General features: G+C 59.7%; 17 protein-coding genes. 6 read left to right on the top strand and 11 right to left on the bottom strand.

Annotation, left to right across the window (positions count from 1 at the left end; genetic code table 11):
• Positions 1-157: 157 nt before the first annotated feature.
• The 3 genes from AABM55_RS16530 to AABM55_RS16520 all read right to left on the bottom strand — a co-directional run bounded on the left by AABM55_RS16530 (position 158) and on the right by AABM55_RS16520 (position 3,307).
• Positions 158-520 (bottom strand): histone-like nucleoid-structuring protein, MvaT/MvaU family, encoded by a 363-nt coding sequence (locus AABM55_RS16530; RefSeq protein ID WP_054597718.1) that lies wholly within the window; start codon positions 518-520, stop codon positions 158-160.
• Between the two features lie 246 nt (positions 521-766).
• A complete protein-coding gene (locus AABM55_RS16525; protein WP_347927018.1) occupies positions 767-2,302 on the bottom strand; it encodes a cyclic diguanylate phosphodiesterase in 1,536 nt (511 codons plus the stop codon).
• Between the two features lie 132 nt (positions 2,303-2,434).
• Positions 2,435-3,307, bottom strand: coding sequence for a LysR family transcriptional regulator (locus AABM55_RS16520; RefSeq protein ID WP_347927017.1), 873 nt, complete (start codon positions 3,305-3,307; stop codon positions 2,435-2,437).
• Positions 3,308-3,385: 78 nt separating this feature from the next.
• Between AABM55_RS16520 and AABM55_RS16515 the strand changes: the two genes are divergently transcribed.
• Together AABM55_RS16515 and hppD are read left to right on the top strand one after the other, a co-directional pair.
• Positions 3,386-4,336: a DMT family transporter gene (locus AABM55_RS16515; RefSeq protein ID WP_347927016.1), complete on the top strand. Its 951-nt coding sequence runs from the start codon at positions 3,386-3,388 to the stop codon at positions 4,334-4,336.
• 250 nt (positions 4,337-4,586) lie between these two features.
• Positions 4,587-5,663 carry a 4-hydroxyphenylpyruvate dioxygenase gene (hppD, locus tag AABM55_RS16510; protein ID WP_054597714.1) on the top strand — a complete coding sequence of 359 codons (1,077 nt, stop codon included), beginning with the start codon at positions 4,587-4,589 and terminating at the stop codon, positions 5,661-5,663.
• Positions 5,664-5,780: 117 nt separating this feature from the next.
• On the opposite strand, the gene rarD is transcribed toward hppD, so the two are convergent.
• The 3 genes from rarD to AABM55_RS16495 all read right to left on the bottom strand — a co-directional run bounded on the left by rarD (position 5,781) and on the right by AABM55_RS16495 (position 9,322).
• Positions 5,781-6,662: an EamA family transporter RarD gene (gene rarD / locus AABM55_RS16505; protein ID WP_054597713.1), complete on the bottom strand. Its 882-nt coding sequence runs from the start codon at positions 6,660-6,662 to the stop codon at positions 5,781-5,783.
• A gap of 235 nt (positions 6,663-6,897) precedes the next feature.
• Complete coding sequence (locus tag AABM55_RS16500) at positions 6,898-7,911, bottom strand: aldo/keto reductase (RefSeq protein ID WP_347927015.1); 1,014 nt, start codon at positions 7,909-7,911, stop codon at positions 6,898-6,900.
• A 100-nt stretch (positions 7,912-8,011) separates the two neighbouring features.
• On the bottom strand, positions 8,012-9,322 hold the full coding sequence (locus AABM55_RS16495) for an MFS transporter (RefSeq protein WP_054597711.1): 1,311 nt from the start codon (positions 9,320-9,322) through the stop codon (positions 8,012-8,014).
• A gap of 167 nt (positions 9,323-9,489) precedes the next feature.
• On the opposite strand from AABM55_RS16495, the gene AABM55_RS16490 reads away from it, so the two are divergent.
• The 4 genes from AABM55_RS16490 (at position 9,490) to AABM55_RS16475 (ending at position 15,202) form a co-directional block, all read left to right on the top strand.
• Positions 9,490-10,602 (top strand): sugar diacid recognition domain-containing protein, encoded by a 1,113-nt coding sequence (locus tag AABM55_RS16490; RefSeq protein WP_103316377.1) that lies wholly within the window; start codon positions 9,490-9,492, stop codon positions 10,600-10,602.
• Positions 10,603-10,880: 278 nt separating this feature from the next.
• Positions 10,881-12,023, top strand: coding sequence for a glycerate kinase (locus AABM55_RS16485; protein WP_347927014.1), 1,143 nt, complete (start codon positions 10,881-10,883; stop codon positions 12,021-12,023).
• Positions 12,024-12,348: 325 nt separating this feature from the next.
• Entirely contained in the window at positions 12,349-13,974 is a 1,626-nt protein-coding gene (locus AABM55_RS16480; protein WP_347927013.1) for a methyl-accepting chemotaxis protein, read from the top strand.
• Positions 13,975-14,014: 40 nt separating this feature from the next.
• The gene (locus AABM55_RS16475) at positions 14,015-15,202 is read left to right on the top strand and encodes an aminotransferase class I/II-fold pyridoxal phosphate-dependent enzyme (protein WP_347927012.1); all 1,188 of its coding nucleotides are present in this window, start codon (positions 14,015-14,017) and stop codon (positions 15,200-15,202) included.
• An 83-nt stretch (positions 15,203-15,285) separates the two neighbouring features.
• Here the strand turns inward: AABM55_RS16475 and AABM55_RS16470 are convergent, their stop codons facing one another.
• From AABM55_RS16470 to AABM55_RS16450, 5 genes are all read right to left on the bottom strand, one after another.
• Entirely contained in the window at positions 15,286-16,272 is a 987-nt protein-coding gene (locus AABM55_RS16470) for an NAD(P)-dependent oxidoreductase (protein WP_347927011.1), read from the bottom strand.
• 21 nt (positions 16,273-16,293) lie between these two features.
• On the bottom strand, positions 16,294-17,592 hold the full coding sequence (locus tag AABM55_RS16465; protein WP_347927010.1) for an MFS transporter: 1,299 nt from the start codon (positions 17,590-17,592) through the stop codon (positions 16,294-16,296).
• A gap of 53 nt (positions 17,593-17,645) precedes the next feature.
• Complete coding sequence (locus AABM55_RS16460; protein ID WP_347927009.1) at positions 17,646-18,626, bottom strand: sugar kinase; 981 nt, start codon at positions 18,624-18,626, stop codon at positions 17,646-17,648.
• Positions 18,619-19,401 carry a TIM barrel protein gene (locus AABM55_RS16455; protein ID WP_347927008.1) on the bottom strand — a complete coding sequence of 261 codons (783 nt, stop codon included), beginning with the start codon at positions 19,399-19,401 and terminating at the stop codon, positions 18,619-18,621. Before AABM55_RS16455 ends, AABM55_RS16460 begins: the two co-directional genes overlap by 8 nt.
• Before the next feature lie 198 nt (positions 19,402-19,599).
• Entirely contained in the window at positions 19,600-20,619 is a 1,020-nt protein-coding gene (locus tag AABM55_RS16450; protein WP_347927007.1) for a LacI family DNA-binding transcriptional regulator, read from the bottom strand.
• Positions 20,620-20,879 lie beyond the last annotated feature (260 nt).

Raw genomic sequence — 20,879 nt, 5'->3', positions numbered from 1 at the left:
GTTTAATACCCAAAGGGATTAAGCAGAAAGTTGTACCGGATGCCCATGGTATTTGGCCGGCGTTTCCAACTAGATCGACGATCATCGTTGCATTAAGTATAGGTGAGCATAAAAAAGCCCTGCACAGGCAGGGCTTTTGGAGGGGGCGCAGGAAAGCTTAAGTGCGCAGCCAGGAGTCAACGGTGCTTGCACCATATTGTTCCTTCCAGGCTTTCAGGCCACGGTGATTGCCGCCCTTGGTTTCAATCAGTTCACCGGTGTGCGGGTTTTGATAAACCTTGACCACGCGGGCGCGGCGAGTTTTAGGTGCGGCGGCCTGCAGCAGGCCGGATTTTGGGTTCGGGTTGAGAATGGCGATGATGTCGCGCAAGCTCTTGCCGTAGGTTTTCATCAGCCCCTGGAGCTTTTCTTCGAATTCGATTTCTTTCTTGAGCCCGGCGTCGTTCTTCAGCGATTCCAGCTGCGCGAGCTGTTCTTGAAGGGCCTTTTCAGCGGCACGAAATTCAGCGAGTCTGGACAATATCTTTACTCCAATAGTGTGTTTGGCTGATACCAACCGCCAACAAAGCTATAAGCCAAGAGCCTTGTAGCGACTCGGTGTTAATGGCTCACCTGTCAATCTTGTGCAGGCAAGAAAAATTGTAGTAGTTAATTCGCTCAGAGTAAATCACGTCTTTTTCATGATGTAACGCACGTTGCTGTTTGATGCAATTTGCGGCGTGGATCCTTTTGTTGAGGATGTCCATGGAACGCGCAAAGTGGCTAATTAATGGCTGTTCAACGCAATAATGAAATCGGCGCCCGGCATCGGTCGTCCAAATAGGTAGCCTTGCAGGAAGTTCACCCCGTGACGGGCAAGATAATCACTCTGTTCGAGGGTTTCGACACCTTCGGCAACGATACCAAGGTCCAGCTTGGCCGAGAGTTCGATGATGCTGTCGAGTATGTGGCGGGACAAGGCATCAACACCGATCATCGCCACAAAGCTCTGATCTATTTTCAGAAAGTCCACATTGAACTGGCGCAAATAGCCCAGGCTAGAATGCCCGGTGCCAAAATCATCGATCGCAATCATCACCCCCAACGCATGTAACTGTTCGAACAATTGAAGGGTGATGGCGTTGGGTTCGATCAGCTCGCGCTCGGTCAGTTCCAGAACCAGTGCAACCTTGCCGGGCGGGAAGGCGGCGAGAAATTCGCGGCAATCGTCTACCAGTGCAAGGTCACGGCAGTGGCTGGCGGTGATGTTGATGCCGATGTGAAAGCGCTCATGGAACACAGGCGCATGCGGGGCGAGCAACGCGGCAGTCTGGCGCATCAACGAGCGGGTCATCGGCACGATCAATCCGGAATGCTCGGCGAATGGAATGAACAGGTCCGGACGCACCAGGCCTTCTTTTGGGTGTTGCCAGCGCATCAGGACCTCGACGCCTGCCCACTCTTTGCTGTCACCATGAACCACAGGCTGGAAGTAAGGAATGAACTCATTGGCTTCCAGTGCCCGTTGCAGTTCATGAGTCTGTGATGAGGAGCGCTTCTGTAGCCAATGACCAATGGCCCCGGCAATCACCCCAAAGAAGATCAGCAGGCTGAACAGCGGCGGGTATTCGCTTTTCATGTAGCGCCAGACTTCGCCCTCGGGAAAGCCGGCCTCTACTTCAAAGGCATACCGCGAAGACGCAAGGTTGCTTCGGGCTACCGGGAATATGGACAGGGCGCCCTCGTGGACCTGGCCATCGGTAGATAACCAGTGGGGGCCGACGTGCAGTAACAGTAGAGTCTGGCGACCAATCAGCCGCAGGACGTTGCTCAGGTGATAGCCGTCAAGGGCGCTCAGGGCGCCTTGCTTGCCTTCGCTGAGGCGATACACCAGCACCGCGGTATTGGGTGTGACCGGGTTGCCGTTCATCAACCACAACTTGCCTTGTGTGTACTCGCCAGGATCAACCGTTGCCTGATAGTCGCCAAATAGTGAACTGCAATATATGTTGTTGTCCCACACAAGATTGGTCGAACGCACGAAGGGCCGGCGCGTGACTTGTTCGCGCAGGGCCAGTTTGACATCGGCGCAAGGCTGTCCGGCCAGCGGCAGCAGTTCTTGTGCCGCCAGCGCGGTGTCATCGAGCATCAAATCGAATTGCCGCACCGCTTCTTCGGCCGTTTGGTGGGTGCTTTGCTCCAGCACCCGTCCGGCTTGCATGTGCAGAATGACGAAACCCAGTAGTACAGGCACCAAGCCGACCAACAGCGTGATGAGGTTGCGAGTCCGTGGCGTGCGGCGGGCTTTGAAGGTCAAGGGCATGTGTGGAACCTGCGGCGACGGAGTAGGGCTCTCAGAAGAGTAGGGCTCTCAAATGCAGGCAGGACGAAGGCTTGCCTCTCAAAAAGAGTACAGACAAGGGCCATGATAGATGGGGTAAAGGCTTTGCGCTTTTCAACGGTAGTCCAGACTTATGGCCAATTTGATAAACGCGAGGGTCGCCGGTGATGATTGGCGCTGGTCGAGTACTGCCAGGCCAACCTGACGTTTGACCGGTGGTTTAAGGGGCCTTTTCACGTAGCGCGCGTGTTCCGCGTTCGGCAGCGAAAGTTCGGCGACCAGCGTCAAGGCGTCGCCACGGCTGACGGTTTCCAGTGTGCTGAGCAATTGCGAGCTGCGATAGCGAATGTCCGGGGTCAGCCGGGCAGTGCTGAACAGGTGCGAAACCAGCTCCGAAGAGCCTGCTTCAGTGAGAATGAACGGGTCGTGACACAGATCACTCAAGCTCAGGCTGTCGCGCCGGGCGAGTTCATGAGTAGCCGGTATCAGCGCGACCATCTGGTCTTCCACCAGCGCAAACGTATCGAAACGTTCTTCGGGCAACACCACAAAACCGATGTCGATACGCCGCTCTTCAAGCCATTGCAGCACTTGCCGATCCGGGCCTTCGTCAACGTGGACCTCGATTCCGGGATACGCCGCGCGGTAGTGCTGCAAAATCTTCGGCAGCAGTTTGATCGACGAGGTCGGTCCGAAAGAGCCGATACGCAGCGTGCCACGCTTCATTCCGCGAGCATCCGCGGCTTCCTGGCGCAGGGTGCTGGCCAGCCCGAGCATGGCGCGGGCGCGCAACAGCAATTGTTGACCGATATCGCTGAGCTCGATGTGGGCCTGATGCCGTCTGAGCAACTCGACACCGAGTTCCTGCTCCAGCGACTTGATGGCATGGGACACTGCCGACTGGGTGATGCCCAGGCGGTTGGCCGCGCTGGTGAAACCGTGCAGCTCGGCCACCAGCGAAAAGATCTCGAGTTGGGTAAGGGTCATGAGCATTTACTCATTTTACGATGATCAGACATTACGCAAAGAATACGTTATCTAACGTCCTTCTCAGCGTGGAGATTTATGAAAAGCCTTGTCCAAAGTGGCTCCCGTGATTCAGATGTTCCGGTCTACCTGAAACTCGCCACTGTCACCATGATCTGGGGTGGGACCTTCGTGGCCGGCCGGTTTCTCGCCGACTCACTCAGCCCGCTATTTGCGGCGAGCTTGCGTTTTCTGCTGGCGAGCCTGGCCTTGCTACTGTTTATGGTTCTGGCGCGCATCCCTTTGATGCGTCCGACCTTCAGGCAGTGGTTGCAGCTGGGGATGCTGGGTTTTTTCGGGATCTTCTTTTACAACCTGTGTTTCTTTTACGGCTTGCACTACATCAACGCCTCTCGGGCATCGCTGATCGTGGCGCTGAATCCGGCGGTCATCGGGTTGGCGTCGTGGCTGCTGTTCAAGGAGCGCTTGAGTCGAACCAAAATTGCAGGCATCGCGATCTGCATCGCTGGGGCAGGGGTGGTCATTTTCAGTCGCAACCAGCCGGTGTTTGATGGCGCCGCCGCGAACAGCTGGATCGGTGATCTGCTGATTTTCGGTTGCGTGTTGGGTTGGGGAATTTACTCTTTGTTTTCCAAAGGTCTGAACCAGGCGTTGGGCCCGCTGCATACCGTGACCTACTCGATTGTGCTGGGCACACTGATGTTGTGCACGACCAGCGCCGTGCGCGGTGAAGTGAGTCTTGAGGTCCTGGGCGATTTGCAGGTGACGCAGCTGTTGAGTCTGTTGTATCTGGGGGTACTCGGCTCGGCGCTGGCCTACATTTGGTACTACGACAGTATTCGTAAAATCGGCGCCACCCGCTCGGGGGTGTTTATCGCCCTGAATCCGCTGACGGCAGTGATACTTGGCGCGCTGTTGCTGGGCGAGCAGTTGAGTGGGGCGATGTACCTGGGAGGCGCGGCGATTCTGCTGGGCATTTACCTGTGCAATAAACCTCTTGCACCGGTGTCAAAAAGGGGGATTTTATAGAGAAGGCGGACAAACATTGTTACGCTGTGTAGAATCAGGTTACGCATATAAGAATAACGTCTTCTGGCAGCAGAAGCCTCGCCCGCAAGAGCCTTGGGTCGACAATGAAGATATTTGGGTTCCAATTGATCTACGGTGATTTTCTCGCCCGCAGTGTGCGAGGTATCTCCTGCGCGCCACCCGCCGCTCTCAGCAGTGCTTGTAACTAACGTTCCGTTAATTCCAAAAGCATCATGATGAGGCGCCAACCATGGCAGATTTATACGAAAACCCAATGGGCCTGATGGGCTTTGAGTTCATCGAACTCGCATCGCCGACCCCGAACACCCTTGAGCCGATCTTCGAGATCATGGGCTTCACCAAGGTCGCGACCCACCGCTCCAAAGACGTGCACCTGTATCGTCAGGGCCAGATCAACCTGATCCTCAACAACGAACCCCACAGCGTGGCGTCGTACTTCGCGGCTGAACACGGTCCGTCGGTGTGCGGCATGGCGTTCCGGGTCAAGGATTCGCAAAAGGCCTACAAGCGAGCCCTGGAACTCGGCGCCCAGCCGATCCATATCGAAACCGGCCCGATGGAACTGAACCTGCCGGCGATCAAAGGCATCGGCGGCGCGCCGCTGTACCTGATCGACCGTTTCGGTGAAGGCAGCTCGATCTACGACATCGATTTCGTGTTCATCGAAGGCGTTGACCGTCACCCGGTCGGGGCTGGTCTGAAGATCATCGACCACCTGACCCATAACGTGTACCGCGGCCGTATGGCGTATTGGGCGAACTTCTACGAGAAGCTGTTCAACTTCCGCGAGATCCGTTACTTCGACATCAAGGGCGAATACACCGGCCTGACCTCCAAGGCCATGACTGCCCCGGATGGCATGATCCGCATCCCGCTGAACGAAGAATCGTCCAAGGGTGCCGGGCAGATCGAAGAGTTCCTGATGCAGTTCAACGGCGAGGGTATCCAGCACGTTGCCTTCCTCTCCGATGACCTGATCAAGACCTGGGATCACCTGAAAAAGATCGGCATGCGCTTCATGACCGCGCCGCCAGACACCTACTACGAAATGCTCGAGGGCCGTTTGCCGAACCACGGCGAACCGGTCAACGAACTGCAAGCGCGGGGGATTCTGCTGGACGGTTCGTCAGAGGCGGGCGACAAGCGTCTGCTGCTGCAAATCTTCTCGGAAACCCTGATGGGGCCGGTGTTCTTCGAATTCATCCAGCGTAAAGGCGACGATGGTTTCGGCGAAGGCAACTTCAAGGCACTGTTCGAATCCATCGAACGTGACCAGGTTCGCCGTGGTGTGCTCTCGACTGAGTAATTTGCCACTGCTGTAAAAACTGTAGGAACTGAGCTTGCTAGCGATGGAAGCGCCGCGGTCCGCCGGGATGTTGCGGCGCTGCCATCGCTAGCAAGCTCGGCTCCTACACGGTCAAGGTCAAGGGCGGCGATGCCGCATCAAATGCTTGAAGCCCTCAAACACCAACACCAGCACCGCCAGCCAGATCGGAATGTAGGTCAGCCATTCTCCCGCCTTGATACTTTCCCCCAGCAACAACGCAACCCCCAGCAACAGCACCGGTTCGACGTAGCTCAGCAGCCCGAACAGGCTGAACGGCAGCAAGCGGCTGGCGATGATGTACACCACCAGCGCCGAAGCACTGATCACCCCGAGCATCGGGATCAGTAGCGACAACCACGGGTGTTGATCAAATACGGCAAAGCCTTGTTCACCGCTGTGCACGAACCCGTACGCCACCGGCAGCATCAGCGTCATGTCCAGCCACAAGCCACCGAGGTTGTCCGACGCCAAGCGTCGGCGCAGCACGAAGTAGGTCGGGTAACCGATGGCCACCAAGAGAGTCGCCCAGGAAAAACTGCCCACCTGATACAACTCGTTGAGCACGCCGAGGGTGGCGAAAAACGCGGCGATCTTCTGCAGGTACGAGAGCTGTTCGCCATAGACGATGCGCCCGGTCAGCACCATGGTCAGTGGCAACAGGAAGTAGCCCAGCGAAACGTCAAGGCTGTGGCCGTTCAGCGGCGCCCACATGAACAACCAGAGTTGCACGCCGAGCAATGCCGAGGAAACCAGCAGGCCACCGAACAATGCCGGTTTGCTGCCCACCCGACGGAGGATCTCGACCACGCGCCGCCATTCGCCGGAAACCACCATGAACACGGTCATGCACGGCACGGTCAGCAGCATTCGCCAGCCGAAGATTTCCACGCCGCTCAGGGGCGACAGCAACGAGGTGTAGAAATACATGACGGCGAACAGCACCGAGGCTGTCACCGATAGAGCAATACCTTTAGACAAACTGTCCTCGCGAGACGTGGCGGTAATTCAAGGGGCGCAGAGGATAACGTGGATTGCTCAAAGAATATCGTTCATCTGACTGCACGCTGATCCTGTGGCGAGGGAGCTTGCTCCTGCTCGGCTGCGCAGCTGTCGCAACCCAAGCAACTCGGTTCATCAGTGAGAACGCGATACCTGGGTTTGGGGCCGCCCTGCGGCCCAGCGGGAGCAAGCTCCCTCGCCACATAGGAATGATTCAGGTATTGCGCGGTTTACGCCCCGAGACGAAATGACTCACGTCATTGAACCCCGGCGTCGACGAGTGTCCCGGCGTTACCAGCGAGTCAATGAAGGCTTCGTCTTCAGCCGTGATCTTCACCGCCAGGGCCTTGGTGTAGGCATCCCATTGGGCTTCGGTGCGCGGCCCGACGATGGCCGAGCTGACGGCAGAGTTGTTCAGCACCCAGGCGATCGCGAACTCGACGATGCCGACGCCGCGCTCTTGGGTGTACGTCTGAATCTGCTGGGCAATGCGCAGCGACTCGACCCGCCATTCGGTTTCCAGGATGCGCTTGTCCTGGCGACCGGCGCGGCTGTTGGCGTCCGGGGTGGCGTCTGGCGCGTACTTGCCGCTCAACACGCCACGGGCCAACGGGCTGTAAGGCACCACGCCGAGGCCGTAGGCATTGGCGGCGGTGATTTGTTCGGTTTCGGCCTGGCGATTGACGATGTTGTACAGCGGCTGGCTGATCACCGGTTTGTCGACGCCGAGTTTCTCGGCGACGCGGATCACCTCGCTGATCCGCCAGCCACGGTAGTTGGACAGGCCCCAGTAACGGATCTTGCCTTGGCGAATCAGGTCGCCGATGGCCGACACCGTGACCTCCAGCGGCGTGTTGTGGTCTTCGCGGTGCAGGTAATAGATGTCCAGGTAATCGGTGCCCAGGCGGGACAGGCTTGCATCGATGCCATTGAACAGGTGCTTGCGGCTCAGCCCGCTGCGATTCGGCACACCGTCCACCGGGCCGAAGCCGACCTTGGAAGCCACCACCCATTCATGGCGGTGACTGGCAATGGCTTCGCCGACGATCTCCTCGGAGCGGCCGCCGGTGTATACGTCTGCCGTGTCGATGAAGTTGACGCCTTGATCCCAGGCCTTCTCGATGATCCGCAGCGAGTCTTCGGTGCTGGTCTGCTCGCCGAACATCATGGTGCCCAGGGTCAGGGTGGACACTTGCAGTCCAGAGTGGCCCAGTGTGCGGTAGGTCATGTGCGAAATCCTTTTGCCGGTAGGAAAGGCTCAATCAAATACCAGAACAACCGCACGGGGCAAACGGAATTATCGAACACCTCAGATCAATTGTCGGGTATCAAGCGCGCAACGTGCGCGTCATACGCAGCGCCAACAGACTGCCGCAAACAATCACCCCCGCCAGCAGGTACAACGCCGCATCGGTCGAGCCGGTGCTGTCCTTGACCCAACCGACCAGGTACGGGCTGAGGAAGCCGGCCATCTGGCCCATGGAGTTGATCAACGCCAGGCCACCGGCAGCAGCGCCGGCGCTGAGCATGGCAGTCGGCACTGGCCAGAACATCGGCAGGCCGGTGAGGGCGCCCATAGTGGCGATGGTCAGGCCAAGAATCGCAATGGCCGGGTTGGCCGCAAAGTTCACGGCAATCAACAGACCCACCGCGCCCATCAGCATCGGCACCACCAAATGCCAGCGGCGTTCTTTATGCAAGTCAGCCGAGCGACCGACCATCAGCATGAACACGGCTGCCAGCAGGTACGGAATCGCACTGAGCCAGCCGATCACCAGGTTATCGGCAAAACCGAGGTTCTTGATGATCGATGGCAACCAGAAGTTGATCGCGTAGACACCGCTTTGAATGCAGAAATAGATCAGCCCGAACGCCCAGATCGCCGGGTTCTTGAACACGGCCAGCAGCGAATCGGTGGCGGTCTTCGGTTTGCTGGCCCAATCGATGGCTTGATCGGCTTCGAGCACGGCACGCTCTTCTGGTTTGAGCCATTTGGCGCTGGCGAAGTTGTCGCTGAGCAGGAAGAACGCCAGCGCACCCAGCGTGATGGTCGGAATGCCTTGCAGCAGGAACATCCACTGCCAGCCGGCGAGGCCACCTTGACCGGCGGCGAAGTGGTTGAGAATCCAGCCAGAGAACGGGCTGCCGAGCAGGCCGGACACCGGAATCGCCGACATGAACAGCGCCATGATGCGGCCACGGCGGAAGGTCGGGAACCACTGCGAGAGGTACAGCACCACGCCCGGGAAAAACCCGGCTTCGGCGGCACCGGTGAACAGGCGTAGGGTGTAGAACCCGGTCGGCGTGGTGACGAACAGCAGGCAGGTCGACAGCATGCCCCAGGTGACCATCATCAGCGCGATCCAGCGCCGTGGGCCAAATCGGGTCAGCGCCAGGTTGCTCGGTACGCCACACAACACGTAGCCGATGAAGAAAATCCCGGCCCCGAGGCCGTACACGGTTTCGCTGAATTTCAGCGCATCGAGCATCTGCAGTTTGGCAAATCCAACGTTGACCCGGTCGAGGTAGTTGAACAGGTAGCAGACAAAGATGAAGGGGATCAAGCGCAGGGTAACGCGCTTGTAGACGGCGTTTTTATCGTCATCGGTGGCCAGGGTGGCAGCGGCGCTCTGTGACATGGCGGGACTCTCTTTATTATGATTTTTTGCGAGGCAAGGGTAACGTTGGTCGCCTGGAGAGTCTCGGTCACCCCTACGCGGAAGTCTTTGTGCCTGAGCACAGGGTTTGCGCCAACAGCCTGTGCGGGTGAACAATCAATCGCCGCACGTTTTCAAGGATTAGCCGCATGTTCGAACTCGATCACGACCTGGCGCAGGATATCGTCGACCGGGCGATGGCCATTCTGCCGTACAACGTCAATGTCATGGACAGCCAAGGGCTGATCCTCGGCAGCGGCGAGCCGGAGCGGATCAACACCCGGCACGAAGGTGCGCAACTGGTGCTGGCGAATGGGCGCGTGGTGGAAATCGACGCGCAGACCGCCGTGCACCTCAAAGGCGTGCAGCCGGGGATCAATCTGCCGTTGCTGCTCGATCAGCGTTTGATTGGCGTGTTGGGTATTACCGGTGAGCCCGAGCAACTGCGTACCTATGCGGAGCTGGTGCGCATGACTGCCGAGATGCTGGTCGGCCAGCGTAACCAGCAGGCCGAGCAGCAATGGCGTCGCCAGCGTTGCGATGACCTGTTGGCGTTGCTGCTCAGCGAGGCCGGGGATTCGCCACGGCTGATCGACGAAGCTCAGCAAATGGGCCTCAAGCCGCAGCTGTCGCGGACACCTTATTTGTTCGAGTTGGGCCTGGAACATGGAGCGGGGCAAACCGCCGAGGCCTTGAGTGCCTGGCTGATCTCACGCTATCCCGACAGTTGGTGCGTGAGCTCCGCGAAGTCGTCGTTGCTGTGGTGCCGGCCGACCACGCAAGTGGTGGACAACGAGCGCTTGTTGGAAAAACTCGAGGGCCTGGGCTGGAACATTCTGCGTATTGCCGTGGGTGGCCAGGCCGATGGTTTGCAAGGCTTGCGCCGCTGCTATCGACGGGTCGGCGACTTGCTGGCCTATGGGCGCGATGTGCTGCCGAAAACCCGTTTGCTGATACTTAACCGCTATCGATTGCCGGTTATGCTCTGGCGTCATCGCAACGACGATGCGCTGGACGAGTTGCTCACGCCTCTGCGCAAAGTCATCGCCAAGGACAGCAACGGCCAACTGTTGGCAACGTTACGAAGCTGGTGCGAACACGATGGCCAAAGCCAGGCCTGTGCCGATGCGTTGGGCATTCACCGCAACAGCTTGCGTTACCGCATGGAGCGTATTGCCGAACTCAGCGGCGTTGACCCGCTGCGCCTCGACGGCATGCTCGCGCTGTACCTGGGCGTGCAACTGCTGCCGCAAACCGAATAGCCCCCAAAAAACCGTAGCAGCTGCCGAGCCCGCGAGGCTGCGTTCGGCGGCGAAGCCGTCGTAATTCCTGCTGGCAACTGTTCCCTGACACACCGCAGCGATTGACTTCACGACGGCTGCGCCGCCGAACGCAGCCTCGCGGGCTCGGCAGCTGCTACGTTGGGCGCGCAGGGATTTGTGGAAATGAACAATAATCCTCATGGCCGTTTGTGCAACGGACCGGCGTTATTGTTCATATCAACTGGCAGCATGGGCTCCATTGGAACTGGAGAATTCACATGAAAATCGTCATCGCCCCCGATTCGTTCAAGGACAGCCTGAGTGCCGAAGCCGTGGCCACTGCCATTGCGCTGGGCCTGGCCGAGGTCTGGCCGGATGCGACGCTGGTCAAGTGCCCGATGGCTGACGGCGGGGAAGGGACGGTCGAGTCGATTCTCGCTGCCTGCGAAGGCGAGCTGCGCAGCGCCAGCGTGCAGGGGCCGCTCGGTATACAGGTCGACGCGCACTGGGGCTGGCTGCCCCACAATCACACTGCGATCATCGAAATGGCCGAAGCCAGCGGATTGCAGTTGGTGCCGGTGGGCCTGCGCGATGCATGTACCAGCAGCACTTTTGGCACGGGCGAACTGATCCGCGCGGCACTCGATGCAGGGGCTCAGCGGATCATCCTGGCCATTGGCGGCAGCGCGACCAACGACGCAGGTGCCGGTGCGTTGCAGGCGCTGGGCGTACGACTGCTCGATGCCCAGGGCCAGACATTGCAACCGGGTGGCCTGGCATTGGCGCAACTGGCACGGATCGACCTGAGTGAAATGGACCCGCGTCTGGCCAGCGTGCGCTTCGAAATCGCCGCAGACGTCAACAATCCGTTGTGCGGTCCTCACGGTGCCTCAGCCATATTCGGCCCGCAGAAAGGCGCATCGGTCGAGCAGGTTCAACAACTGGATCAGGCCCTTGGGTATTTCGCCGGGATCTGTGCTCAAGCGCTGGGAAAAGATCTGCGTGACGAACCGGGCAGTGGGGCAGCGGGCGGACTGGGTTTTGCGGCCAAGGCGTTTCTTGGCGCGCAATTTCGCGCCGGTGTAGAAGTGGTCGCCGACCTGGTCGGCCTGGAAGAGGCGGTACGTGATGCGGACCTGGTGATCACTGGCGAGGGCCGCTTCGACGCCCAGACCTTGCGCGGCAAAACTCCGTTTGGCGTGGCGCGTATCGCCCGGCAGCAGGGCGTGCCGGTAATCGTGATTGCCGGCACGCTCGGCGAGGGCTACCAGCAGATGTACGAACATGGCGTGGACGCGGCATTCGCCCTCGCATCCGGGCCAATGACGCTGGAGCAAGCCTGCGCCGACGCTCCGCGCCTGCTGCACGATCGCGCCCGGGACATCGCCCGCGTCTGGCGCCTGGCGGTACATAAGCACTGAACACGGTCCTTTGTGGCGAGGGAGCTTGTCGGAACGCCGCACCGTCCCGCTGGGACGCGAAGCGGCCCCGAAATGGAAAAAAATAAAGCAAAGGCTTACGGCGGCTTCGCCACAGGTAGGAGCAGTGTTTCACCACTGAAACACTTCTCCTGCCCAGAAATATATTTCGCTCAACCCTCCATAAAATCTAAAGCCCTGCCGATACAGGGTATAGGCGCATAACCCCTCAAATAAAAGTCGCCTACCTGCACGCTGGGCGCAACTTTCTGCCTGCCAGCGTTCACTGCATGGATGCTCGAAGACTTCACCACCCGAGAGTCATCCTATGTCCATACGTAATATGAATATCGCGCCTCGAGCGTTCCTGGGTTTTGCGTTCATTGCATTGCTGGTCATCGTGCTTGGCATCTTTGCCGTGAACCGCATGTCGATCATCCGCCAGGCCTCCATCGACATGGAAACCAATCAGCTGCCCAGCGTCGCCTTCCTTGGGAACATGACCGAGAGCGTCTTGCGCTTGCGTATCCTCTCGTTTCGCGTGCTGGTAAACCGCGACGCCGCCGGACTGCAAGACGCTGAAACCCGCATCAACGTACTCACTGACAAGGCCAGACAAGCTCAAAAGAGCTACGCAGCCCTGCCAGCCGGCCCGGAAGAAGCGGCGCTGTATAAAACCTTTGCTGCCACCCTGGACAGCTACCTGCAAGCCCAAAGCCAGATGATGGAGCTGTCGCGGCAGAACAAACTCGATGAACTGCGCAACCTGATCAATACGCGTATCAAGGACGGTACCGATCTGATGGGTGAGCAGCTGAACAAATTGATCGCCATTAACAAGGCAGGCGCAGCCGAGGCCGATGCTGTAGCAGGCGACCAATATTCCTATGCCACCAACGGCATCATTGCGGTGTCGGTGATCGCTGCACTGGTGACAGTGTTGCTGGCCTGGCTGTTGACCCGCAGCATCGTCACACCGCTGAACCGTGCGGTTGCCGCCGCCGAGTCCATTGCTGGCGGTAACCTCACCAAACCCATCGAAGTCGATGGCAAGGACGAACCGGCGCGTTTGCTCGGCGCCTTGTCGACCATGCAGGCCAACTTGCGCAAAACCATTGAACAGATCGCCGGTTCCGCGAACCAGCTGGGGGCTGCGGCAGAAGAGCTCAGCGCCGTAACCGAGGAAGCGTCGCGCGGTCTGCAACAGCAAAACAACGAAATCGAACAGGCCGCGACCGCCGTCAATGAAATGACCGCCGCGGTGGAAGAAGTCGCCCGCAACGCGGTGTCCACCTCCGAGGCGTCGAATCAATCGACCCAGGCCGCCCGTGAAGGTCGCGACCGCGTGGTGGAAACCGTCAACGCCATTCAGACCATGACCCATGACGTACAAAGCACCTCGCTGATGATTGAAGGCCTGGCCACTCAGGGCCGCGATATCGGCAAGGTGCTGGATGTGATTCGGGCGATTGCCGAGCAGACCAACCTGCTGGCACTTAACGCGGCCATCGAAGCGGCGCGTGCCGGTGAAGCCGGGCGCGGTTTTGCCGTGGTGGCAGACGAGGTCCGCGCCTTGGCGCATCGCACCGCGCAATCGACCCAGGAAATCGAAAAAATGGTCGCCGGGATTCAAAACGGCACCGGCGAAGCGGTCGACTCCATGCAGCAAAGCAATCAGCGCACGCACACGACCTTGGAGTTGGCCCGTGCAGCCGGCGTGGCGCTGGAGCAAATCACCCAGTCGATTCACCAGATCAACGAGCGCAACCTGGTGATCGCCAGCGCCTCGGAAGAACAGGCGCAGGTGTCGCGCGAAGTGGACCGCAACCTGGTGAACATCCGCGACCTGGCCACCCAATCGGCCGCCGGTGCCAACCAGACCAGCGCCGCCAGCCATGAGCTGTCGCGTCTGGCGGTTGATTTGAATGCCATGGTGGCGCGTTTCGTGATTTGAGATAGGGTTGAATGTGGAGTTCGCGCGACAGGAGATGTACATGCGCTATTCAGCCTTGACCCAACGAATCGCCGGTGACGGAGCCGACGCCTGGCAGATTCACTACCGAGCGCTGGAATTGCGCGAGCAGGGCGTCGATGTCCTGCTGCTGTCGGTCGGCGACCCGGATTTCGATACGCCGAAACCGATCGTCCAGGCGGCCATCGACAGCTTGCTGGCCGGTGATACGCATTATTCGGAGGTGCGCGGCACGCGGTCACTGCGCACCAGCATTGCTCGTCGTCACACCCGGCGCAGCGGTCAAGTGGTCGATGCCGATCATGTGCTGGTGCTGCCGGGCGCGCAGTGTGCGGTGTATTCAGTGGTGCAATGTTTGCTCGACCCAGGTGACGAAGTGCTGGTCGCCGAACCGATGTACGTGACCTATGAAGGCGTGTTCGGTGCCTGCGGGGCGAAGGTGGTACCCATCGCTGTGCGGCCGGAAAACGGATTTCGCGTTGACCCGACGGACATCGCCGCACGGATCACTCCCAGGACGCGCGCCATTCTGCTCAACAGTCCGAACAATCCTTCCGGGGCAAGCCTGTCGCTGCCGATCTGGCAGGCGTTGGCGCGTTTGTGCGTCAAGCATGACTTGTGGCTGATCAGCGATGAGGTCTACAGCGAACTGTTATTTGAGGGTGAGCACATCAGTCCGGCCAGCCTGCCGGGGATGGCCGAACGTACGGCGACCGTGAACAGTCTGTCGAAATCTCACGCCATGACGGGCTGGCGAGTTGGTTGGGTGATCGGCCCGAAACGCTTGACTGAACACCTGGAGAACCTTTCGCTGTGCATGCTCTTTGGCATTCCCGACTTCGTGCAGAACGCAGCGCGTGTGGCTCTGGAGGCTGATTTGCCGGAACTTGCGCTGATGCGCAACGAGTACCGTGCGCGGCGTGATCTGGTGTGCGCGCGATTGAGCGATTGCCCAGGCATTAATCCGGTCATTCCGGATGGCGGGATGTTCGTGATGGTCGATGTGCGCCAGACCGGGGTCGGTGCGCAGGCGTTCGCCGAGAAACTGCTGGAAGGCTATGCCGTGTCGGTACTCGCCGGTGAAGCGTTCGGGCCAAGTGCGGCGGGGCATATTCGCATTGGCCTGGTGCTCGACCAACAGCGGCTGGCCGAAGCCTGCCGCCGAATCGTGCGCTGTGCAACGGAGCTGTTGAAAGCCCACCGGAGCTGACGCGGTACCACCTCCTAATTCGTAGGAGCAAGGCTTGCCCGCGATGGCGCCCGCAAGATCGCCATCGCCGGCAAGCCGTGCTCCTACAGGTTTTGTGTCTCCCAGACCTGGCCATTCACCAGATTCGCCGGGCGCTCACCGGCCAGTGCCATCAGCAGGTTGTCGACTGCACAGCGGGCCATGGCTTCGCGGGTTTCGTGGGTTGCAGAACCGATGTGCGGAGTCGCCACCACGTTGTTCAACTGCAACAGCGGCGAGTGGTGATCCAGCGGTTCACGCTCGAACACATCCAGCCCCGCCGCGCGAATCTGCCCTTGGCGCAACGCTTCGATCAACGCCGTTTCATCGACCACTTTGCCTCGGGAGATATTGATAAAAATACTCTCCGGGCGCATCAGTGCAAACTGCTCGGCGCCGATCAATCCTTCGGTTTCAGCGGTCAGCGGTAATGTCAGGCAGATAAAATCGGCCTGCTGCAACAGCGCAGGAAGGCTGCGGTACTTCGCGTCGAAACGCTGTTCCACCGCAGGTTTGGCGCTGTGGCTGTGATAGAGAATCGGCATCCCGAAACCGAAATGCCCACGCTGGGCCAGCGCCTCGCCGATGCGGCCCATGCCGATAATGCCCAAGGTCTTGCCATGTACATCGGTGCCGAAATGCGCCGGGCCGATGTTGCGGTTCCATTGTCCGGCGCGCACCAGATTGGCCAACTCGACCACACGCCGGGCCGTCGCCAGAATCAGCGCAAAACCGGTGTCGGCGGTGGTTTCGGTCAACACGTCCGGGGTATTGCTGAGCAGGATCTGTCGGCGGTTCAGGTAGTCGATGTCGTAGTTGTCGACGCCGACCGAGACGCTGGCAATGGCCTCCAAGCGTGGCGCCAGGTCGAGCAGTTCGGCGTCCAGCTTCAGGCTGGCGCCCAGCAGACCGTGGGCCGTGGGCAGCGCTTCGCGCAAGCGTTTCAGGCCCTCGGCGTCAAGGCTGTCGATCAGCGTCACCTCGGCCTGTTCGTGCAAGCGAGCCATGAGTGGCGCAGAGAGTTTTTTGTACAGCACGACCTGCTTTTTCATCCGATCAGTCTCTTGTTCAATTCAGGAATGTGCCGCTACGGGCCGGGCCGTTGCACGCGAGGGGTGGGCCCGGTCGCTGGCGCCGGGCTTGAGGAAAATCGTCAGCACCACCGAAAGCATCAAGGCCGCGCTCATCAATAGGTAAGAGGCGCCGGGTGAGCCGGTGGAACTGTTCAAATAGCCGACCAGATACGAACCGCCGAACGAGCCGAGGGCGCCCATGCTGTTGATCAGCGCCATGGCACCGCCGGCGACGTTGGCTGGCAGGATCTCCGGGACGATGGCAAAGAATGGCCCGTAAGGGGCGTACATGCAGGCGCCAGCAATCACCAGCAGCGCGTAGGACCACCAGAAGTGTTCGGCGCCAAGGGCATAGGATGCGTAAAACGCGATGGAGGCGATCAACAACGGCGGCCAGACGAAACGTTTGCGCCGCTGAATCCGGTCCGAGCCCCAGGACACCCCGAGCATCGCAATCACCGCTGCCAGATACGGCAGCGCCGACAGCCAGCCGGCTTCGATCATGTTCATCTGCGCGCCGTGTTTGAGGATCGACGGCAGCCACAGCACAAACCCGTAAACGCCGATGCTCCAGCAGAAAAACTGCAAGGCCAGGATGATCACTTTGGGGGAGCGGAACGCTTCGGCGTAGTTTTTCACCGCTTTGATCCCGACCTGTTCAGCGGCCAGGGCGCTTTGCAGGTCAAGCTTATGCTGGTTGCTCAGCCACTTGGCGTCGGCAGGACGATCGTCGGCCAGGCGCCACCAGATAAATGCCCAGAGCACCGCCGGTAACCCTTCGACGATAAACATCCAGCGCCAGCTGAAATGCTCCACCAGATAACCCGACACCACCGACATCCAGAGCATGGTCACCGGGTTGCCGAGAATCAGAAACGTATTGGCTCGCGAGCGTTCGGCGCGAGTGAACCAGTGGCACAGGTAAACCAGCATCGCCGGCATCACGGCGGCTTCGACCACCCCCAGCAGGAAACGGATGGCGATCAGCATGTAGGCGTTGGAGACGATGCCGGTCAACGTGGCGAGGCCACCCCAGAGGATCAGGCTGACGAAGATCAGTTTCTTCACGCTGTGCTTTTGCGCGTAGATCGCCCCCGGCACCTGGAAGAAAAAGTACCCGAGAAAGAACAGCGCACCGAGCAGCGAGGACAGCCCCGGTGTGATCATCAGGTCGGCGGCCATCCCGGAGGCGGCGGCAAAACCGTAGTTGGCGCGGTCCAGATACGCCAGGCTGTAGGTGATAAACACCATCGGCATGATGTACCACCAGCGGCGGGTGGCGAGGTTCAGCGTTTGCATGGTAGTGCTCCTGAGCTTGTTGTTTTTGTCGCAACAGGTAACGGTTCAAAACATCAGTAACGATTGATCTCGTTCCCATGCTCTGCGTGGGAACGATAGGTGAGTCCATGGGGCAATTCACTGCGCTTGGGCAAGCCCTCCATATCCCCCCGGCTCTGCACCGCGCGGCTGCCAATCCAGTTGGCGCGCTGTACGGCGTCCGGGATACTGAGGTTCTCCAGCAGGGCGCTGATCATCCCGACCGCAAAACCATCGCCGGCACCCACCGTGTCCACCACGGTGGTCACGGGCACACCGGGTACAAAACCCTGATCGTGTTGGGTGCGGTAATAGGCGCCGTCAGGGCCGAGTTTGATCACCACCGCCTCGGCGCCCTGATCCAGATAAAACGCCGCAATGTCGGCCGGGTCCTCGAAACCGCTGAGCAAGCGTCCCTCGCTCAAGCCCGGCAGCACCCAATGGGCCAAGGCGGCGAGGCGATTGATTTCGCCGATCATCTGCTGTTCGCTGCCCCACAGCGTCGGGCGCAGGTTGGGGTCGAACGAGACGCTGCGCCCGGCCTGACGCATGCGCGTCATCAATTCGAAAGACATCTGCCGCGCCGACTCGGACAGCGCCGGCACAATGCCGGTAGCGTGCAGATGTCGGGCTTCAAGCTGTTCAGGCACGATCGACTGCACGGACAGAAGACTGGCCGCCGAACCCCGGCGGAAGTATTCGACGTGAGGGTCGCTGCCATCGTCGGCACGCGACTTGAGCTGGAAACCGGTTGGGTGTGCGTGATCGGTCTCGACGAAACGACAATCCAGACCTTCCTGTTCCAGGGTGTCGACCACAAACCGGCCCAGCGAATCCGCACCGACCCGGCTCAGCCAGGACACCTTGAACCCCAGTCGCGACAGACCAATCGCGACATTACTGTCGGCACCGGCGATGCGCTTGTGGAACTGCGTAACGTCGGCCAGATCACCGCTCTGTTCGGCGACAAACATCGCCATGGTTTCGCCAAACGACAGAATATCGATCTCAGACATGAGCACTCTCCAGCCGTACTTGACCCAGGCGGGCGAGGGTGGCGACATGCTCGGCGGTCAACTGCACCAGGTCGGCACCTTGCAACGGATATTCCACCGCCCGCATAACCCCTTGGGGCATGTGCTGCAGGTGCTGTGCCCATTCGTGCAAATCATCAAGCGAGGGCGGTATGGCGACCAGCTTGCCGTCGGCACGGCGACGGACCGCTTTGCAATGCACATAGCCGACATGCCGGCCCAGCAGGCATGCGGCGCTGGCGGCGGATTGGTCCTGCCATTGCCAGTTGCCGATATCGAAGGTCATCTGCACCGGCAGCGCATGCGCTTCAACTGCGCTGAAAAACCGCTGGAACGGCTCGATGCGTCCACCCTGCAAGGTCTGGTCATTCTCCACCAGCAACTGCACCGGGCTTTGGGACAAGCAGCGGGCCAGCGCCGACAGAGAGTGAGTGTCGGTGAAGTCACCCAGCGAGACTTTCAGCCACTTGGCGCCAAACGCCCGGGCTCGCCTTAAGGTGTCGGGCAATTCTGGATGGGGCTGCTCCTGCCCGGTCAGCCACAGTTCCAGCGGTGAGGAAAACACGCAACCCAAGCCGCTGTGTTCGATGGCCGCAGCCACTTCTGTCGGCACTTCATTGGTGAGCAGTTCTTCACGCAGCTCAATGCGATCAGCGCCGGCAGCGGCCAGCAACTCGACAAAACTCAACTGCCCACGCTGGCGAACCAGTTCGGCGCCGTAGCTGGAAAGGCTGATGGAAACGGGTGGTTTATTCATTGTTTTGCACCTCTGAAACCGGTTTCATTTTTGTTCAAATTTTTTTGCTGCCATTCACAACCTGTGGCGAGGGAGCTTGCTCCCGCTCGGCTGCGGAGCAGCCGTAAACCAGCACATGGGTTATGCCTGATACAACGCAGTCAGCCGTTTAGGGCCGCTTCGCAACCCAGCGGGAGCAAGCTCCCTCGCCACAAAGTTTCAGCGCGGCCGTGTCGACCCACGCTCAATCAGCCGCGCCGCAAAATCCAGGGTCCGCGCCGGCCCGGCATCGCCGCGCAAGCGCTTGAGCAAACACTCGAACGCGCTCGCGCCAATCTCTGCGGTTGGCTGGGCGAGGGCAGTAATACCGCTGCCCACCAGCGGGTACCAGTCGAGGTCATCGAGGGCGATCAAGCCGATGTCTTCAAACAGCCTGCAACCCAACTCGCGCAGGGCGCGGGTGCCGGCCAACGCGGCAATACCGTTGGCGCAAAACAGCGCTTTCGGACCGGGGCCGGGGGTGGCCAGGAAGGATTTCAGCTGTGCGTTCAGCTCACTGCCGGTCTCAACCACCGCACCGCTCAGCAGCGTGCGTCGCTCGATCTGCGCCTTGAAGCTGTTCACCCGCTCAATCCGTGAGCTGGTGCCGTCGAAGGGTTCGCTGACCAACACAATGTCGCGATAGCCGCGTGCTTCAAGATGATCCAGCGCCATCTCGACCGCTGCCGGGTTGTTCAGCCCGACCAGGTCGCTGTCCAGCAGATCGACCTTGCGATCCACCAGCACCATCGGCAGTTCACGGTGCAGCTCGCGCAGCTCATCAAGGTGATGGCCGAGGGTGTTCACGATCAAGCCTTCGATGTTGTACGAGCGCAGTGCCGCCAGATGCTGGCGTTCCTGCTCATCGTCACGGTCGGTGTTGCACACCACGAGGCTGTAGCCGTGCTGAAGGCAGGCGGTTTCCACGCCATGCATCACGGCAATCGAATAGGGGTTACGGATATCGGCCACCAGCATGCCGATCAGACGGGTACGCCCGCGTTTCAAACCGCGAGCCATCTGGTTCGGACGATAGCCCAGTTCGTTGATCGCGTGCTCGATGCGCTTGGCAGTGGCCTCGGACAGCAAGGCGCGGTCTTCGCCAATAAAACGCGACACGCTGGCTTTGGAGACCCTGGCGTGCTCGGCAACTTCGAGCATGGTGACGCGACCGCGCTGGGCGGCGGAAAAAGTAGTCACGGTGTGAAGCCTTGTTGTTTGAGTTGTGGTGGCTGCTGCTGAAACCGGTTTCAGAAAACACCAAGCGCGGGTGAACGTCAAGTTCATCGGCGAAGGAAGTTGTAGGAAAAGTCGGATTTAACCGACAGGCGGTCTTCAGACCTGTCAGATCTGACAGTAGCCGGTGTTGGGGATAGGGCGTTTAATTTCTTGCAGGCATAACAGGTCACCGCCTGTTATTGAAGAACGGTCCCCAACAACGCCTGTTCGGACGTGCATCA

It is taken from the genome of Pseudomonas helvetica, assembly GCF_039908645.1.
In the GTDB taxonomy this organism is placed as follows: Bacteria; Pseudomonadota; Gammaproteobacteria; order Pseudomonadales; family Pseudomonadaceae; genus Aquipseudomonas; species Aquipseudomonas helvetica.
The sequence above is the reverse complement of the archived record's forward strand: the minus strand, read 5'-3'. Positions and strand labels throughout refer to the sequence as shown.

Bases quoted from the DNA above. Each gene is read 5' to 3' on its own strand.
- AABM55_RS16525 (WP_347927018.1), bottom strand. From the start codon at position 2,302: ATGCCCTTGACCTTCAAAGCCCGCCGCACGCCACGGACTCGCAACCTC.
- AABM55_RS16520 (WP_347927017.1), bottom strand. From the start codon at position 3,307: ATGACCCTTACCCAACTCGAGATCTTTTCGCTGGTGGCCGAGCTGCAC.
- AABM55_RS16515 (WP_347927016.1), top strand. From the start codon at position 3,386: ATGAAAAGCCTTGTCCAAAGTGGCTCCCGTGATTCAGATGTTCCGGTC.
- hppD (WP_054597714.1), top strand. From the start codon at position 4,587: ATGGCAGATTTATACGAAAACCCAATGGGCCTGATGGGCTTTGAGTTC.
- AABM55_RS16500 (WP_347927015.1), bottom strand. From the start codon at position 7,911: ATGACCTACCGCACACTGGGCCACTCTGGACTGCAAGTGTCCACCCTG.
- AABM55_RS16495 (WP_054597711.1), bottom strand. From the start codon at position 9,322: ATGTCACAGAGCGCCGCTGCCACCCTGGCCACCGATGACGATAAAAAC.
- AABM55_RS16490 (WP_103316377.1), top strand. From the start codon at position 9,490: ATGTTCGAACTCGATCACGACCTGGCGCAGGATATCGTCGACCGGGCG.
- AABM55_RS16485 (WP_347927014.1), top strand. From the start codon at position 10,881: ATGAAAATCGTCATCGCCCCCGATTCGTTCAAGGACAGCCTGAGTGCC.
- AABM55_RS16480 (WP_347927013.1), top strand. From the start codon at position 12,349: ATGTCCATACGTAATATGAATATCGCGCCTCGAGCGTTCCTGGGTTTT.
- AABM55_RS16475 (WP_347927012.1), top strand. From the start codon at position 14,015: ATGCGCTATTCAGCCTTGACCCAACGAATCGCCGGTGACGGAGCCGAC.
- AABM55_RS16470 (WP_347927011.1), bottom strand. From the start codon at position 16,272: ATGAAAAAGCAGGTCGTGCTGTACAAAAAACTCTCTGCGCCACTCATG.
- AABM55_RS16465 (WP_347927010.1), bottom strand. From the start codon at position 17,592: ATGCAAACGCTGAACCTCGCCACCCGCCGCTGGTGGTACATCATGCCG.
- AABM55_RS16460 (WP_347927009.1), bottom strand. From the start codon at position 18,626: ATGTCTGAGATCGATATTCTGTCGTTTGGCGAAACCATGGCGATGTTT.
- AABM55_RS16455 (WP_347927008.1), bottom strand. From the start codon at position 19,401: ATGAATAAACCACCCGTTTCCATCAGCCTTTCCAGCTACGGCGCCGAA.